The sequence below is a fragment of the Aliiglaciecola lipolytica genome, from assembly GCF_018860635.1.
Lineage (GTDB): Bacteria > Pseudomonadota > Gammaproteobacteria > Enterobacterales > Alteromonadaceae > Aliiglaciecola > Aliiglaciecola lipolytica_A.
Map to the genome: position 1 here is coordinate 63,287 of NZ_JAHKPT010000004.1, position 16,672 is coordinate 79,958.

13 protein-coding genes and 3 tRNA genes are annotated in these 16,672 nt (G+C 40.1%); 9 read left to right on the forward strand and 7 right to left on the reverse strand.

The features are described 5' to 3' along the window. Positions 1 to 47: 47 nt before the first annotated feature. The 4 genes from KO530_RS00575 to sbcB all read right to left on the reverse strand — a co-directional run bounded on the left by KO530_RS00575 (position 48) and on the right by sbcB (position 5,038). Positions 48 to 1,037 carry a 2-hydroxyacid dehydrogenase gene (locus KO530_RS00575; protein ID WP_216046446.1) on the reverse strand — a complete coding sequence of 330 codons (990 nt, stop codon included), beginning with the start codon at positions 1,035 to 1,037 and terminating at the stop codon, positions 48 to 50. 51 nt (positions 1,038 to 1,088) lie between these two features. Next, positions 1,089 to 1,571 (reverse strand): glutathione peroxidase, encoded by a 483-nt coding sequence (locus tag KO530_RS00580; protein ID WP_216046447.1) that lies wholly within the window; start codon positions 1,569 to 1,571, stop codon positions 1,089 to 1,091. Between the two features lie 209 nt (positions 1,572 to 1,780). After that, positions 1,781 to 3,436 carry a DUF342 domain-containing protein gene (locus KO530_RS00585; RefSeq protein ID WP_216046448.1) on the reverse strand — a complete coding sequence of 552 codons (1,656 nt, stop codon included), beginning with the start codon at positions 3,434 to 3,436 and terminating at the stop codon, positions 1,781 to 1,783. Positions 3,437 to 3,607: 171 nt separating this feature from the next. Beyond that, on the reverse strand, positions 3,608 to 5,038 hold the full coding sequence (gene sbcB, locus KO530_RS00590; RefSeq protein WP_252728691.1) for an exodeoxyribonuclease I: 1,431 nt from the start codon (positions 5,036 to 5,038) through the stop codon (positions 3,608 to 3,610). A gap of 289 nt (positions 5,039 to 5,327) precedes the next feature. Between sbcB and KO530_RS00595 the strand changes: the two genes are divergently transcribed. The 3 genes from KO530_RS00595 (at position 5,328) to KO530_RS00605 (ending at position 10,117) form a co-directional block, all read left to right on the forward strand. Continuing rightward, entirely contained in the window at positions 5,328 to 5,744 is a 417-nt protein-coding gene (locus KO530_RS00595; protein WP_216046450.1) for a CBS domain-containing protein, read from the forward strand. 90 nt (positions 5,745 to 5,834) lie between these two features. Next, positions 5,835 to 9,740: an ATP-dependent RNA helicase HrpA gene (gene hrpA / locus KO530_RS00600; protein WP_216046451.1), complete on the forward strand. Its 3,906-nt coding sequence runs from the start codon at positions 5,835 to 5,837 to the stop codon at positions 9,738 to 9,740. A gap of 74 nt (positions 9,741 to 9,814) precedes the next feature. Continuing rightward, positions 9,815 to 10,117 (forward strand): PilZ domain-containing protein, encoded by a 303-nt coding sequence (locus KO530_RS00605; protein ID WP_216046452.1) that lies wholly within the window; start codon positions 9,815 to 9,817, stop codon positions 10,115 to 10,117. A 71-nt stretch (positions 10,118 to 10,188) separates the two neighbouring features. Here the strand turns inward: KO530_RS00605 and KO530_RS00610 are convergent, their stop codons facing one another. Next, on the reverse strand, positions 10,189 to 11,376 hold the full coding sequence (locus KO530_RS00610; RefSeq protein WP_216046453.1) for a class I SAM-dependent methyltransferase: 1,188 nt from the start codon (positions 11,374 to 11,376) through the stop codon (positions 10,189 to 10,191). A 109-nt stretch (positions 11,377 to 11,485) separates the two neighbouring features. Between KO530_RS00610 and KO530_RS00615 the strand changes: the two genes are divergently transcribed. Continuing rightward, a complete protein-coding gene (locus KO530_RS00615; protein ID WP_216046746.1) occupies positions 11,486 to 12,460 on the forward strand; it encodes an NAD(P)H-quinone oxidoreductase in 975 nt (324 codons plus the stop codon). A gap of 39 nt (positions 12,461 to 12,499) precedes the next feature. Here KO530_RS00615 and rnhA read toward each other — a convergent pair whose 3' ends face one another. Further along, the gene (gene rnhA, locus KO530_RS00620) at positions 12,500 to 12,958 is read right to left on the reverse strand and encodes a ribonuclease HI (RefSeq protein ID WP_216046454.1); all 459 of its coding nucleotides are present in this window, start codon (positions 12,956 to 12,958) and stop codon (positions 12,500 to 12,502) included. A 73-nt stretch (positions 12,959 to 13,031) separates the two neighbouring features. Here rnhA and dnaQ point away from each other — a divergent pair, with 73 nt between their 5' ends. The 5 genes from dnaQ to KO530_RS00645 all read left to right on the forward strand — a co-directional run bounded on the left by dnaQ (position 13,032) and on the right by KO530_RS00645 (position 15,683). Continuing rightward, positions 13,032 to 13,748, forward strand: a complete 717-nt coding sequence (dnaQ, locus tag KO530_RS00625) for a DNA polymerase III subunit epsilon (RefSeq protein WP_216046455.1) — start codon at positions 13,032 to 13,034, stop codon at positions 13,746 to 13,748. A gap of 31 nt (positions 13,749 to 13,779) precedes the next feature. Then, the gene (locus tag KO530_RS00630) at positions 13,780 to 15,192 is read left to right on the forward strand and encodes a TIGR03503 family protein (RefSeq protein WP_252728715.1); all 1,413 of its coding nucleotides are present in this window, start codon (positions 13,780 to 13,782) and stop codon (positions 15,190 to 15,192) included. A gap of 211 nt (positions 15,193 to 15,403) precedes the next feature. After that, positions 15,404 to 15,480 (forward strand) — tRNA-Asp (locus tag KO530_RS00635). Positions 15,481 to 15,504: 24 nt separating this feature from the next. Then, positions 15,505 to 15,581: transfer RNA gene (locus tag KO530_RS00640), tRNA-Asp, on the forward strand. 25 nt (positions 15,582 to 15,606) lie between these two features. Next, positions 15,607 to 15,683: transfer RNA gene (locus KO530_RS00645), tRNA-Asp, on the forward strand. Between the two features lie 132 nt (positions 15,684 to 15,815). Here the strand turns inward: KO530_RS00645 and KO530_RS00650 are convergent. After that, the gene (locus tag KO530_RS00650) at positions 15,816 to 16,658 is read right to left on the reverse strand and encodes a D-hexose-6-phosphate mutarotase (protein WP_216046456.1); all 843 of its coding nucleotides are present in this window, start codon (positions 16,656 to 16,658) and stop codon (positions 15,816 to 15,818) included. Between the last annotated feature and the right edge of the window lie 14 nt (positions 16,659 to 16,672).

Below are 16,672 nucleotides of genomic sequence, written 5' to 3' on the forward strand. Positions count from 1 at the left end.
TTTAACAAAACCACATATGTTAAGCATCCATGCTCAATGAATCGGATTTAGACTAAGAATGTGTGGGGATCTGATTGTTGTTTATCCATTAGCGCAATATTGTTAAGGGTAGTTTGCGCAATTTGTTGTAATGCCTCGTCGGTGAAAAAACCTTGATGGCCAGTAATTAGAACATTGGGAAACCCTACTAATCTATCAAATACGTCGTCTTGCATTATTTCCCAAGATTTATCTTCAAAAAAGAGGTCTGATTCCATTTCGTATACATCTAAGCCTAATTGACCAATTTTTCGCGACTTTAGAGCCCTGATCACAGCTTTACTATCTACCAAACCGCCACGAGAAGTATTAATTAGCATAACACCATCTTTCATTTTGCTAATTGAATCATCGTTTATCATGTGTTGGCTTTCATTTGTTAGCGGGCAATGCAGACTTATGATATCTGAGTCGCACAGCAGGGTGTCGAGGGAAACAAAAGTGATGTCCTTTTGGTCGCTTGTTTGCGTCATGGGGTCATAACAGATTACTTTGCAGCCCAGTCCCAAAAGTATGTTCGCAGTACATTTTCCTATTTTTCCGTAACCCACAATACCTGCAGTTTTGCCATGAAAGTTGAAGCCAATTAATCCGTTAAGACTAAAGTTGTTCTCGCGAACGCGGTTGTAGGCTTTATGCAATTTTCTATTTAACGTCATCATTAACGCAACAGTATGTTCAGCCACAGCTTCAGGAGAATAGGCAGGAACGCGAGATACCCTTATTCCAAGTTGTTTTGCCTTTTGTAGATCAACATTATTGAAACCAGCACAGCGCAATGCAATGTGTTTTATACCCATTTCTTTTAGCTGTTCAATAACTTGACTATCAACTTGGTCATTCACAAAAACACATATTGCTTCGTATCCCTGACATAAAGCAACGGTATCAATGGATAACCTCGCTTCTTGAAAGTCTAAGGTGAAATTATACAGCGTGTTTTGTTTGTTAAAGTAACTAATATCATGCGATTTACTACTGAAAAAAAGTGTTTTCATTCTGCTAGTCCCTTGTGCGCAAGTTGTGATTTTGGGATGACAAAAAGCGATTTACAATAATGCTTCGATGTCTTTTTGAATCGCTTCGGGTTTTGTTTTGGGAGCGTATCTTGCCAGTACTTTGCCTTCTTTATTGACCAAAAATTTTGTAAAATTCCATTTGACACTTTTACTTCCTAACACCCCAGGAGCTTCAGCTTTGAGGAATTCATAAAGTGGTGATGCGTCTTTACCATTAACATCTGACTTTTTAAATAACGGAAAGTCGACATTAAAATTTAAACTACAAAACTGTTCTATTTCAGAGTCTGAACCAGGCTCTTGATGACCAAATTGATCGCATGGAAATCCAAGAATTTCTAATCCTTGTGACTTGTATTTTGTGTAAAGTGATTGTAATCCATCATATTGAGGAGTGAAGCCACATTTACTTGCGGTGTTGACTATCAATAGAACTTTGCCCTTATAATCGGAAAGCTCTTTTATTTCACCGTTATTCATGGGCATTTGAAAGTCGTAAATCGTATTTGGCATAATTTTCTCGTTTATATTTTTAATGTCGCTAGGGATTGGATACTTAGGTTGAAATTTCGCGTATTAAGCTAGCATTGTTTAAGTAATATATCATGGTGATAGATAGGAAGCAGATCAATAGAGGATTTTTATTTAGGTTTAATTTTGTACTGTTTTTATCGTACTAAAAGATGATTTAGGTAACGTCCTAAATCATCTTTTTATGTGAATTACACAAGAGGTTCGTAATTCCATTGATGTCCCGCATAATGGACCTTCGCTTTTGCATATTCTCGTTCAGCACGCCAAGTGCGGTTATTGAGTTTAACCACTACACCAGCGTACAAACGTTTATTGGCAATGAGTTTAATATCCTGCTGATAGGATTCTTTTGCCAATTTCATTTTTTCACACTTAGCCTCTAACCATTCCAATAATTGAGACTCGTTTTTGAACATTTCCTCGGCTTCTTTAAACTTACGTTGTAATTCTGGATGGATTTTTTTGCCGCGCATTAACTCGAATTTACCCCTGTGGCGAAGGTTATTATCGCGCAGTTGCAATAAAAGCTCATCAACAGTGTCTTTTCTTTCCAGCAGAGTATTAAAGCCGTGGCTGAAATCAATATTCAGGTGGCTTCCAGATACAGCGCCAAGAGTGCCTGCGGTTATTGCACCTTTGCACTGAATATCACAGGCGAATAAGTTCCCATTTGGTTTATCAATAGGACCAACAGTGACACTACCACCGCAATTGATTTTACTGTAAGCCAATTGACGACCAATGGTGACATTTCCACTACACTGCACATTAAGACCTTGACCATGTTGCACATGGACGCTGCCCTCGGCTATTAACTTAGTACTAAATTCGGTGCTATGTTCATTGACTTTGCCCATGGCTCCTTCCGTTATGATGATATCGCCACCTGCTTTGATGGTTGCTGATTCAACAAAGCCATTGATCGTGACATCACCGCTGGCGGTAATTTCCATCTTTTCAGTAACATCGCCATTTACCAGCACCGCACCATCGTATTTAATATTACCTGTGCCTACATTTACACCTTTACAAATGAAGGTATCATCAACCCACATTTTGCCGTTTTGAAACTTTGGCATGCCGGTTATAGCAGCTAGATATAAATTTTCATCCTGATCGCTACTCTTGATACCTTCACCTGGTTTGAATTTAATCCAATTGCCAGGTTTAGGGGCAATTATTCCGCCTTTAACGGTAAATCCACTGCGGCCTTTAGTAGGAGCGATTCGTCGTAACACTTCTGTATTGGCTTTGACACAAATGACATCACCTAAATTACGCATGTCTACGCGAGTAGAGCCACTTGACTGTGGTTTAAGAATTCTTTCTAGTGCATTAGGGACCAATGGGTTCAATTTAGAATCTTTGCCATTTTTCACCGGCAGGCCTTTTGCTACTAAGTCTTCAATGATTGAACCCGGTTTTGCCGCTTTTGCTTTTGTTGCAATTTCATTGATGGTTTTATCACTTAGGCCTCTTACAACCCCTTTATCATTTGCTATTTTGACTAATTCACTAGCCGTAGGGGAATGACCTCCATATGCGGCAGTGACAGAGATAAAAGCCACCATGTCATTGTCTTCAATGCGAAACTTTACTGTCGCATCTTTTTTCTCCGCAATAACTTCGCTAATAACCTCATAGCTGCCTTCTTTTCGCGCTTTGGTCAATAAATCATTGGCATTAATGACATTTTCATCAGATAAATACAAAGCTGAATAGTTGCTGTTATTAAAACTATTAATAAGGGATTTCACGTCTATATTGGGCGCAACTTCGCTTGGATTTATGAGTAAGCTTAAAAACGTTCCACTGTCATCAAGCCTAAAATTAATGCCTTTCATTACTACCACCTGAAATTAATCCGATCTATTTGTTACTGCTGTATCGACTATATTTATGAATATATTAATTATAGACAAAATATACCATTAGGTTCGTCAGCTTACTTTGATTTTTCTGCGCATTAGCCAAATTTATATTTGGCGCTAAAAAATGTTTTCTGTTTTTCATAACTACAGACTTTCAGCGTAATGGTGTAGTGCTCTAATTATCGCTCTTTTTTCAGGATTATTCTGATACTCAAAAGTGAGTTGCTCTAATAAATCAAGGTATTCGGGAAGCTGTATACTCGCCGGCGAGTCTGGATCTGTCAGGCGGTACTGTCTATGTCGCTGCCACTTAATGACTTCTTCTTCATTTAAGCTTAAAGGATAATTTCTGGCCCTGTAACGGAATACTAGGGTGTTAAGTCTTGGATCGCTAAACTGCCAATCTTTTGGACCTAGATTGCTTGGGTCGATTTGATGAATTTGATCGAGTTTTTGTCGGTCCGAATCACTTAAAAAACCACCAGTATAGAGTGCGTAGTCCGGATCAATCGTTGGATCAGATTGACGTTCTTCATCAAATACCGCAGTAAGTTTTGTTGATAAACTGGGTTCATTTTTCAACTTAGCTAAATTTTGCAAACACAGATTGCGATCAATGCCCAAGCGCTCTGCATTTTCTTCGGTAAGGGTTTTAGCTGGTGCGATAATGGGACACTTATTCAAGTGAATAAGCTTTATCGGAAGTCTTTGCTGACCTTCCTGCATATCTGCAGTTCGTTGGTATAATCGAGCTTTTATTTCTTCAATATCTAAATCATAGAGGGGGCTGGGATCTAACCCAAGATTCAAACATATAATCGCATTCTTATTTGTTGGATGGTAAGCAATTGGCAGTACCCAGGTACAGCATCCATTTTGGGCCGGTAATTTTGATGAAATATGCACTAAGGGAACTTGTGCATCAATGTTGATATGCTCAGCCACCTTGCGTTTATTGCGCAGACTGAAAATGTAGTCATAAAGCTTAGGTTGGGCCTGTTTAATTAGTTTGGCAATGGCAATAGTTGCATATACGTCTGATAGGGCATCATGGGCATCTGCGTGAGCAATATCATTCGCCTGGGTAAGGTCTTCCAATTTAAAGCTTGGTGTGCCATCTTCTTTATATACCCAATTTATCCCCTCTGGTCTTAGCGCATAACAAGCTCGCACTAAATCAATGATATCCCATCTGCTATTGCCATTTTGCCATTCTCGCGCGTAAGGGTCATATAAGTTTCGATACAGGGTGTAACGTGTGACTTCATCATCAAATCGAATACTATTATAACCAGCACTGCAGGTTCCTGGAGTGGCCATCTGTTGAAGAATTTTTTTGATAAATTCAGCTTCAACCAAACCGTCTCTTAAGGTTAATTGCGGAGTAATACCTGTGACTAAAGCTGCATGAGGATTAGGCAAATAATCATTGGGTATTTGACTGTACCATTTCACCGGCTTATCGATAATATTTAGCTCAAGGTCTGTTCTTATCCCAGCAAACTGACAAGGAAAGTCTTTTTGCGGGTTGACCCCCCATGTTTCGTAATCGTGCCAAAGGATTGATGGGTTCAAGGTACTCACTCTCTAATATTGATTCACTCGAAACTACTGTTAAAACAAGGCGTATTTTCAACCTGTTTTTATTTGAGTCGATTTCGAGATATGAAAAATAAGAATTATACAGAAACCAATAGGTTCTGCTATGCAGAATGCAGTTACTTCGTTTTTCACTATAAAAAGATTTAAATATTATTAAAAAAGTTATGTTTTTTAATTGGTTATGACTATCTTTATATTAGGCGATCGGTTTAATCATTAAATTGATAACTAAACAAAACACTTTCGAAGCTAAGGAGAAAGGGTGGAATCATTAAAAGTAAATCATTATATGAATCGGCGGCCTGTTACATTCACCGATGAAATGCCTGTCGCTGAGGCGGTTGAACGCCTTTTAACAGGCAAGCAATCTGGTGGGGCAGTGCTCAATCCTCGCAACAAAGTAGTCGGATTCTTGTCGGAAAAAGACTGTATTGCTCGTATGATTACCTCGAGTTATTACCGAGAACAAGTAGCCCGTGTAAAAGACATTATGAAAACCGATGTTTTGGCGGTGAAATCCTATGATTCGATTATTGAAGTGGCGCAACGCTTTTTGAATGAAGGCACTAAATTGTATCCTGTGGTTGACGATGATGGTTATTTTATCGGCACCATAAGTCGTGCTGATGTCCTTTATGCTATCGATGTGCAACTGCGAGATGGATATAAACGAGCTTAAAACCGTTTTATAGCTCACTTTGCTGGAAATTTGTTGGCGTTTCTTCTAGGATCCGTTGCGTTTTAAAGCATCGAATTTTTTGAGAATATATTGTCCAATAATCAAAATACAGCCGTTCCAAATCGCGAGGAGCTGCAAAAGCAGTTACAAGATTGCCTTGGTAGTGATATTTTTCGACTTCAAAAACGATTGAATCGTTTAGTTTCAGGCAAAAGTAATGACTCTCAGTGGCAAGCAATTGCTACTGCCATTGAGGAGTCCAAACGCGTTCGCCAGTTCAAATTGCAGAATATTCCGGATATAGAGTATCCAGATTTGCCGGTGAGCGAACATAAAGATGCGATTAGTGATGCTATTGCTAATCATCAAGTTGTTATTATTGCTGGCGAAACAGGGTCGGGGAAAACCACCCAGATACCTAAGATTTGTCTACAACTCGGTCGCGGAGTAGATGGCCTTATTGGTCATACTCAACCAAGGCGCTTAGCTGCCAGAACTGTTGCCGGACGTATCGCCGAGGAGTTGGGGACGACTGTCGGTGAAAAAGTTGGATTTAAAGTACGTTTTTCTGATCAGGTTGGTGATGATACTTACATCAAGTTAATGACGGATGGTATTTTACTTGCTGAAATGCAAGCGGATAGGTTTTTAAGTAAATACGATACATTAATCATTGATGAAGCTCATGAGCGCAGTCTAAACATAGATTTTATTTTGGGGTATTTGAAACAATTATTACCCAAACGCCCTGAACTCAAATTAATCATAACTTCAGCCACTATCGACCCTGAGCGTTTCTCAAAACACTTTAACAATGCCCCTATTATCCAAGTTAGCGGACGTAGTTACCCAGTTGAAATACGTTATAACCCACTTCAAGACAATGATGAAGACAGTGATCAAATTCAAGGAATTATCCAAGCCGTTGATGAATTAAGTCGCGAAAAGCGAGGGGATATCCTGGTTTTTCTAAGTGGTGAGCGAGAAATTCGAGACACGGCTGACGCCCTGAGTAAACAGAATTACAAAGCCACAGAAATACTGCCTCTTTATGCTCGACTATCGGTGGCGGAACAAAATCGCATTTTCCAATCTCATGGCAATCGTCGAATAGTGCTGGCGACAAATGTGGCTGAAACCTCGTTGACTGTGCCTGGTATCAAATATGTGATTGATCCCGGATTTGCAAGATTGTCTCGCTACAGTTACCGAAGCAAGGTACAAAGATTACCAATTGAAGCCATTTCTCAAGCCTCTGCTAATCAACGTGCTGGTCGGTGTGGTCGAGTCTCCGAAGGGATTTGTATTCGTTTATATTCAGAAGACGATTTTAATGGGCGTCCGGAGTTCACCGATCCGGAAATTCTTAGAACCAATCTAGCATCCGTCATTTTGCAAATGCTATCGTTAAAGCTCGGAGATATACAAGATTTTCCATTTGTTCAGCCTCCAGATAATCGGTTTATCAACGATGGATTTCGTCTCTTAGAAGAGCTCACTGCGGTTGAAAAGCGTCACGGTAAATTGAGTTTGACCGAGACTGGGCGTCAAATTGCAAAGTTACCAGTAGACCCTCGTTACGCTAGAATGGTAGTCGAAGCAGGTCACAATAATTGTGTATCTGAGTTAATCATCATTGCTGCAGGCTTGAGTATTCAAGACCCAAGAGAGCGACCACAAGATAAACGTGCAGCGGCGGATCAACAACATGAGAAGTATGCAGATAAGCAGTCTGATTTTGTTGCTCTGTTAAATTTATGGCAAGACTTCAAATTACAACAAAAAGAGTTAACCGCGAATCAATTGCGTAAGTGGTGTCGCACACATTTTATTAATTATCTTAGAATGCGTGAGTGGCAAGATGTCGTCAGCCAACTTAAAAAATCCATAGTCGAAGTTGGTTTTAGGTTAAATAAACAAGAAGCTGATTTTGATGATGTTCATAAAGCTATCCTCTCTGGGCTTTTATCTCATATTGGTTTTAAAGATAAAGAACGAGAATTTGAGGGGGCTAGGGGATCTAAGTTTTTAATCTTCCCTGGCTCAAACTTATCGAAAAAACCACCTAAATGGACAATGGTCGCTGAACTGGTGGAAACCTCCCGATTATTTGGGCGTGTTGCCGCTAAAATTGAACCCGAATGGATAGAGCCCCTAGCTAAACATTTAACCAAGTATCAATATAGTGAACCTGTCTGGTCGAAAAAACGTGGGGCAGTGCAAGCACTGGAAAAAGTGCTACTGTTTGGCTTGACTATAGTAAGCAATCGACATGTTAATTTTAGTCAAATAGATCCTGATATCAGTCGTGAAATTTTTATTAGAGAAGCATTAGTGAATGCGGATACAAAGTTGTCTTACAACTTTATTCACTATAACCAATCGTTAATCGAGGACATACAATTACTCGAAGAAAAATCCCGCCGTCGCGACGTATTAGTCGATGAACAAGAGTTGGTGGCATTTTACGAACAAACTATTCCAAAGCATGTGTGTAGCGAAAGCGGCTTCAAAAAATGGTGGAACAAAGCTGAGTCTAGTGTTCAAGAAAGTTTGAAGTACGATCCTGAGCAACTAAAAAAACACCAAGCGGAACAAGTTAATGAGCTCAACTTCCCTGATAGTTGGCAGCAAAATAATTTAAATCTGAAATTAACCTATTGTTTTGAACCCAATCAAATTGATGATGGTGTTAGCTTAATCATTCCATTACCGATTTTAAATCAGCTTGAAGAAAATGGCTTCGACTGGCTTATTCCTGGGTTTCGCCATGAATTAATTGTGACATTAATTAAATCGCTCCCCAAACGGTTAAGGCGTAATTTTGTGCCTGCTCCTAATTTTGCCGATGCTTGTATGTTAGATATGCAGTCAAAAGATAATAAAGGCCATCCATTGCCATTTTTGACCGCGTTAAGCAAAAAACTACTAAAAATGACCGGGGTGAATGTTGCTGAAGAAGAATGGCAATGGCAGTCGTTGCCTAATCATTTAAAGTTCAATTTCAAAGTGGTCGATGGCAAGGGAAATTTACTTAAACAGGGGCGTGATTTACACGTTCTCAAATATGGTTTGCAAGAAAAGATAAGTAGCACCTTAAAACAGGCGGCTTCTCCAGAAATTGAAAAAAGCGGACTAACTCAGTGGGATTTTACAGCGCTTGAAGAAGAATATATCGATAACTCTCAGGGGTACGAAGTAAAGGCCTATCCGGCATTAGTGGATGATAAAAAGAGTGTCGCCATTAAGTTGTTCGAAAGCCCCGAAAAGGCATTAAACATGCATCGACAAGGTCTTCGACGTTTAATCATGTTGAACATTCCATCGCCGCTAAGTTATCTAAAAGAAAAACTACCAAATAAAGCTAAGTTGGGTTTGTACTTTAATCCTTTTGGGCAAATACAAGCGCTAATTAACGATTGTATCGAGGCCGGAGTAGATCACCTGATAACGCGTTTTGAGAGTGATAATAATGTGCAAATCCGTTCACCCGAGGTGTTTAATCAAGCTCGAGATTACGTCAGAAAAGATATCAATGATGTAGTCTTGGATATTGCCAAAAAAGTGGAAGTCGGTTTAACCCAAGCTCATCAGGTCCAAAAGAAATTAAAAGGTAATGTAGCGCTTAATATGATTAGTGCCCATGGGGATATAAAACAACATTTGAATTCTTTGGTTTTCCCTGGTTTTATCACGCAATTTGGTATTGAGAAAATTGACGATTGGAATCGCTATATCAAAGGTATTGTTAGGCGTTTGGAAAAATTACCGATAGATCCTAACAAAGACCGGTTGCACCAGCTTAATATCGAAAAAGTGCAATCTCGATTTAATGCCGCATTGAGCAAAATACCAGACGGTAAACCCGTGCCTGCTGACTTAGCATTTGTTCGCTGGATGATAGAAGAGTTGCGTATTTCCTTTTTTGCTCAGCAACTTGGTACACCGATGCCGATTTCTATGAAGCGCATTGAAAACCAATTGCTATCATTTTAAACGATGTTCGTTGACTTTATAGCAGATGCACCCTATAAAAGTGATAGGTGTTTATAGTTAGGATGAGGTAAAAGATGTTGGGATACGATGACAAGCGAAACTTTTTTCGGATGATGTTGAACTCACCCTGTGAGTTGACAGTTCACGATGACGAATCGACTCGTTCTATGCCTGCAGTTTGCAAGGACATTAGTGCCACAGGCATGTCTTTTGAAGTTGAGGAAGAGTCTGTTGAAATAGGAACACTTGTTGACGTCGCGATTGAATCGACCAGCAGTCAAATACCTTCTCTAAGTGCTAAAGCGAAAGTTGTTCGCTGTGATAGCAGCACAGATAGTAGTTGTATTATTGGTGTTGAAATCATCGAAATGAATTAACAAGCATTTTGGCTAAACGACCAAGCAGCATAATGTACTTGGTCTTTTAGCTATTTATATTGCAAATTTAGTTAACTTACTCTGCAAACCAACCCTTTTAAATAAAAACCCTCTGGGTAATTACTGGCAACTGGATGATCGGGAGCTTGCCCTAATCTTTCCAAAAAATGTACGGTTTTATTCGCATCTAAAGCAGCATCTGCCACCACTTTTTGAAATAAATCGGAAGACAAAAGTCCTGAACAACTGAAGGTTAACAGTATGCCGCCCGGATTGAGAATTTTCATTGCCAGCATATTAATGTCTTTATATCCTCGACAGGCTCTATTTAAAGATGCTTTAGAGTCAACAAATTTAGGTGGGTCAAGCACGATCATGTCGAAGGTTGTGCCATTGTCACGATATTCCCTCAAGGCTTCAAACACGTCTTTTTTAACGAAACTCGCTTTAGATATATCTAGCTTATTTATTTCAAGATTTCGCTTGGCTGTTGCTAACGCATTTTCAGATACATCCATATTGACTACGCTATTAGCACCACCTTTGAGGGCGTAACAGGCAAATGTTCCAGTATAACTAAAACAATTTAATACACTCTTATTGTCAGCATAACTTCCGGCAATGGCGCGGTTATCTCGTTGATCTAGATAAAACCCAGTTTTATGTCCTTGAATGAGGTCGACAATGATTTTTACCCCATTTTCTTCAATAATGACCTCATCGGGTACATCACCATGTAAGGTTTGAACAAGTTCTGGCAAGCCTTCCTTTGCTCTAACTGCTACATCACTGCGTTCTAAAATACTGCAATCAGGAAAGCGTTTGTTTAATGCCCAAACTATTTTTTTGCGGTGCTTTTCAGCACCAGCTGAGAGTAATTGGCAGACGATAACGTTGGCATATTTATCGATAGTGATACCCGGCAAACCGTCGGATTCAGCCGCGACTATTCGATATCCGGTTAAACCGTGTTTTAATACAATTGACTCTCTCAATGCTATCGCTTGATCTAGTTTTCGCAAAAAGAAACCGTTGTCGACCACTTCTTGGCGATCAAATGTCCAAACCCGCAATTGGATCTGCGACTCAGTAGACCATGCTCCTTTGGCAAGAAATTCACCTTCACCACTGAATATATCTACGGTGTCGCCATTACGAACAACGCCTTTGTGTTCTTTGATAGCACTGTTAAATATCCACGGATGTCTACGTAATAAAGATTTTTCCCGGCCGGGGTGTAGAATGACAGATGCACTCATAAAAATTCCAAAATTGACTAATTTTGAGATTGTACAGCAGTCACTATATGATAGCTAAATTCGATTCTATTTTTTACATATGGAGTAATTTTTGAACAGTCAACAGAGCATGACATTTGTGGATTTTGAAAAAGGTGAGTCACCGAAGTCCCTTAAAATGAATAGCACTACTATCCCCACAATTGAATCAAACGAAGTGTTAGTTAAAGTTAATGCTTTTGGCGTAAATAGAGCTGACACTTTGCAACGCCAAGGAAAATATCCACCGCCTAAAGGTGAAAGTGAAATTTTAGGTTTGGAAATTGCCGGTGTTGTGGTGGCCGTGGGCAGTAATGTCACAACGGTAAAAGAAGGTGAGCGGGTATTTGGATTAGTGGCAGGCGGCGGTTATGCGCAATACGCCAAAATTCTGAGTGACCATGTGTTTAAAACCCCTGACAACTTAAGTTGTGCTGAAGCGGCGGGCATTGCTGAAGTCTTTTTAACGGCTTATCAAAGTCTTTGTGATATTGGTCAACTTAAACAAGGTCAGTCTGCATTAATCCATGCTGGCGCAAGTGGAGTAGGACTTGCTGCAATTCAACTGGCTAATTTGATCGGTGCCAGTATTGCGGTAACTGCGTCTTCTCCTGAAAAGTTACAAGTCTGCGCTGATTTAGGTGCAGGTACATTAGTTAACTATCAGCAGCAAGACTTTGCCGATGCGTTATCGTCTACGGGGTTTAAAGCCGATGTGGTTATCGACTTTATCGGCGCTGAATACACTAATCGCAGTTTGAAAGTGCTAAATATGGATGGCTGTATTATTCAGTTAGCCATGCTAAATGGTCGCTTTGGCGATAACTTGGATATGGGCTTATTGTTAGGTAAGCGAGCAAAAATCCAAGGGTCTACTCTCAGAAATCGCAGCGATGAGTATAAAACGAAGTTAATTACGGAGTTTAGCCAAAGATTTTTAGACGAATTTAAGACTGGAAAATTGAAGCCTGTAATTGATACCGTTTATGCCGTTGAGAAGATTACTGAGGCGCATACTCGAATGGAAGACAATGACACTATTGGCAAATTAATTTGTACTTGGTAGCAGGGGACGGCCCCTGCTTCTTAGACAATTCGCATTAGGTTATTGAAAACCGCTGTCTTCCAGTAAATTCGAGGATTCGGCAGCGGTTCTGGCTAACACATCACAGCGCTCGTTTTCTGGGTGTCCTGAGTGCCCCTTGACCCATTCCCACTTTATCGTATGTTTTTGCGCTTGCTCATCAAGTCTCTTCCATAAATCTGCATTTTTAACTGGTTTTTTGTCTGACGTGCGCCAGCCATTTTTCTTCCAGTTTTTTATCCATTGATTTATGCCGTTTTTAACATACTGACTATCGGTAGTGAGCGTCACCTGACAAGGCTCTGTGAGGGTGTTCAAGGCTTCGATTGCGGCTAATAGCTCCATACGGTTATTCGTTGTATGCTTAAAGCCTTGGCTTATTTCTTTATCATGCTGATTAAACTTAAGAACTGCACCGTAACCGCCAGGGCCAGGATTACCAAGACAAGAGCCATCTGTATAAATTGTAATATGCTTCATGGAAATATTCGTGATTTAAAGTTACAGGCAAGTATAATGATTGCTACTACTAATTCCACTTGAGTTGATATAAATGCGTCAAATCGTTTTAGATACGGAAACTACCGGTATCGATCCTAAACAGGGTCACAGGGTAATTGAAATAGGTTGTGTTGAGCTCGTTAACCGTAAACTTACCGGCAACCATTTTCATGTGTACATAAATCCAGAACGTATTGTAGAAGCAGAAGCCATAGAAGTTCACGGTATAACGAATGAATTTCTCGCAGATAAACCCAAATTTAGAGAAATATGCCAAGGCTTCGTTGATTTTATTCGTGGTGCCCAGTTAGTTATTCATAATGCGCCTTTTGATATCGGCTTTATGGATCATGAATTTCAGTTGATGAATGCTATCAACCCAATTAAAAGCAGAGAAATCTGTACTGTTCTGGATACCTTAGCCTTGGCCAGAGAGTTACATCCAGGGCAAAAAAATAATTTGGATGCTCTTTGTAAGCGCTATGGAATAGATAATTCCCATCGTGAATTGCACGGCGCTTTGCTGGATTCAGAAATTCTGGCTGATGTTTATTTGTTGATGACCGGCGGGCAAACAGATTTAAATTTAAGTGGCAATAAAGCAAATGAAAATAACAATAACAATGCAAACATCATTCAACGTCTAGATCCAAACCGAAAACCATTCAAGGTTATTCAAGCATCTGCCGATGAATTAGAACAACATCAAGCACGTTTAAAACTTGTAGAGGACAGCAGTGGTTCTTGTATCTGGCGTCAGCCAAATTAAGTTAATCGGTCATTGGACAGCAATTGTATTGCTGTCACTTTTTAGCATAACTCAAATTTATGCCCAAACCCCTGCGGCAGAAAATCAGCAACCACTTCATGAATTAGGTGATCAATATCACAATAGTATAAAGCTATTGCAAAATCGCTTCCGGATAGATTACCAAGTAGATGAAATCACAATGGTATTTTTTCGTGAATTTGGCAGCGCTCCTGTTGTTCTTGTAAAACCCGATGGCTCAAAAATATTTGAAGCGGACGCCGATGGCGAGAATATTTTTTGGTATGACGCGGCGACTTATGATCTGGTCAACATCAAAAATCCCACTCCCGGTCCATGGCAGGCTGTAGGGCAAATATTGCCTGATAGCCGAGTGATGGTGATAACCGATATTGAACTTCACGCAAAACCGCTTCCTGATGTGCTATTTTCAGGGGAAATCTTAAAGCAAAGCGCGCAATTAACCAATGGCGGTGAACCTATTGACAGCACTGAATTTCGCGATGTTGTTTCCTTGGAAATCAAATTTGTAAGTACAAATAATCCCAACTACAACAATTTTGGTGCTGAAGTCGCGACTATTGCGACCTTTGAAGATAATGGTCGCGGTATGGATGAAACGCCGCTAGACGGAGTCTTTACTGGACAATTTAATTTATCGGTAGCCAACGGTGAGTGGACACCGGTGTTTGTGGTAAATACCCCCATGCTCACCAGAGAACAGGTTGATCCGCCGCTGATGCTTTATCCAAATCCAATAAAGATTAGTATGATCGAAGATGGAGGAGGGGATGGATATCACAAATTGGTGATTGATGCTGAGCGAGAATACGTAGATATGAATTCGCTGTTGATTGATGGCAAAGTACGTTTCCCAAATGGTGATGTACAAAACTTTTCATTAACAGAACAAACGCCAAATGCACGAGAATATTTAATTGTTAATTATGAGTCTGGCGTCTACCGCATCAAACTAACTGCTTATGGCAATACCAAAAGTGGTCGGGACTTCATCTTAGATGTACCAGAGTATACATATTTAGTAGAAGAACCTGAGGTGGTAATTGAGCCGCAAATGCAAACGACTGGGGCTGATGGTCAAAATAATATTGATGCAAGCTCACAGTTAGAACAATCTCCGCCATCTAGTCAACCAGAGCCTGAAGAACAGCAAATGTCACAATTGATGTTCTGGGGGCTAATTATCGGAATTAATTTCATCATCATTGTTATTGGCTGTGTGACTTTGTGGTTATATTTAAAACCGCCTAAAAAACCGAAAGACCCAGAAAACACCCAACTTGAAAGTCAAAAAGTCGGTATGCTTGATAAAATTAAAAATAAGTTTTCGAAGAAAAACGTTCAACAGCCAGAAATTACTCCAAGCAAGGAGAATAGTGAAGAAAGCGGAATTATCGATCTTTCTATTCCCAAAAAGGATTAAACCAATAAATGCGTTCTCGCCATAGGTCGATAAATGGCGTGTATTTATTGAGCAACTTTGACACTTTTGCACAAAATTAAAACAAATAGATGGATAAGGTTAGGATATACGAAAAAACTGGTTGACTCGCCAATAGTGAACCCTTATTATCTGCGCCGCGGTTGACTAGGGGGTTATACAAAACTAGTTAACAGCGCTTCAATAGGTCAGCGGAGTGGTAGTTCAGTTGGTTAGAATACCGGCCTGTCACGCCGGGGGTCGCGGGTTCGAGTCCCGTCCACTCCGCCAACATATTGAAGAAAATTTGCGAATGGAGTGGTAGTTCAGTTGGTTAGAATACCGGCCTGTCACGCCGGGGGTCGCGGGTTCGAGTCCCGTCCACTCCGCCAGCAAATTTATTCTGTTTTAAAATGCGGAGTGGTAGTTCAGTTGGTTAGAATACCGGCCTGTCACGCCGGGGGTCGCGGGTTCGAGTCCCGTCCACTCCGCCATTTAAAACAACACTAGACATCTAGTTACAATCACATCTAAGCACAATTAAACCTAAGAACAATCCTTTCTAATATTAAATCCGTTTTAGTCTCAAATCCTTTTAGCAACAACATTACTTACCAGTCTGTTAGTTAAATTATTTGCTGCTTGATAATAACTTCTTCTTTGCTTTTAAGTATTTTGCCTTGTGTAATAGCTGTTTCAACACAAATCATGGTTTCATAGCTATCCGGCTGCATGTCTTTCATCCTTAGGCAGTTATCTTTCCAAGGGTTCCAAACTACAATACTGTCGTGTCCTGTTGAACGTACGCTGATATGATGGCCATTGTTGATTTCAACCAATACCGCTGGATGTAAATGGACACGATCGGTTTCTTCTTTTATTCGGTAGGTTTCTGGTGTTTCAAATTGTTCATAGTTTTGAGTTTTGTCTAAATAGGGACCGCTTAATCCGGCTAGCGTTACCCCATCAATATCGTCCACACTAAAATACGTATGTAGTGCACACCCAAGATGAATATCTTCAGCGTCCATGTTGCGTGTAATCAATTCTAGCACCAAGGTTTTACCCACAGTAACCTTGAGTTTTAAAGTGGTTTTAAATGCCCATCCAGGCCCTTGTGTGGATTTGGGCGTCAATACCAATTGTGTACCCTGGTCATTTTCTTCGGCTGAGTCCAAAGACCAAATTTGGTTGCGGACAAATCCATGAGCGGGCAGGTCATCTCTATTTTGTTTATGCCCATCGCCAAACCAAGGCCAGCATACTGGAATCCCACCTCGTATTGCTGTTTTGTTATCAAATATCGCAGCGTCGCTGACCCAAAGTCTGTCTATATTATCTGTTTTGGGAATGTAACTTAGAATATGCCCACCAAATAAAGAAATTGTCGCTTTCGCAAAATCATTGTTGATTTCCAATATATCGTTCTCACCTCTTTTACTGGTGGAGATACTAGATGGTGTGTTCATACTCAAATACCTAT

Bases quoted from the DNA above. Each gene is read 5' to 3' on its own strand.
- KO530_RS00650 (WP_216046456.1), bottom strand. From the start codon at position 16,658: ATGAACACACCATCTAGTATCTCCACCAGTAAAAGAGGTGAGAACGAT.
- KO530_RS00575 (WP_216046446.1), bottom strand. From the start codon at position 1,037: ATGAAAACACTTTTTTTCAGTAGTAAATCGCATGATATTAGTTACTTT.
- KO530_RS00605 (WP_216046452.1), top strand. From the start codon at position 9,815: ATGTTGGGATACGATGACAAGCGAAACTTTTTTCGGATGATGTTGAAC.
- KO530_RS00615 (WP_216046746.1), top strand. From the start codon at position 11,486: ATGACATTTGTGGATTTTGAAAAAGGTGAGTCACCGAAGTCCCTTAAA.
- dnaQ (WP_216046455.1), top strand. From the start codon at position 13,032: ATGCGTCAAATCGTTTTAGATACGGAAACTACCGGTATCGATCCTAAA.
- KO530_RS00610 (WP_216046453.1), bottom strand. From the start codon at position 11,376: ATGAGTGCATCTGTCATTCTACACCCCGGCCGGGAAAAATCTTTATTA.
- KO530_RS00580 (WP_216046447.1), bottom strand. From the start codon at position 1,571: ATGCCAAATACGATTTACGACTTTCAAATGCCCATGAATAACGGTGAA.
- KO530_RS00585 (WP_216046448.1), bottom strand. From the start codon at position 3,436: ATGAAAGGCATTAATTTTAGGCTTGATGACAGTGGAACGTTTTTAAGC.
- rnhA (WP_216046454.1), bottom strand. From the start codon at position 12,958: ATGAAGCATATTACAATTTATACAGATGGCTCTTGTCTTGGTAATCCT.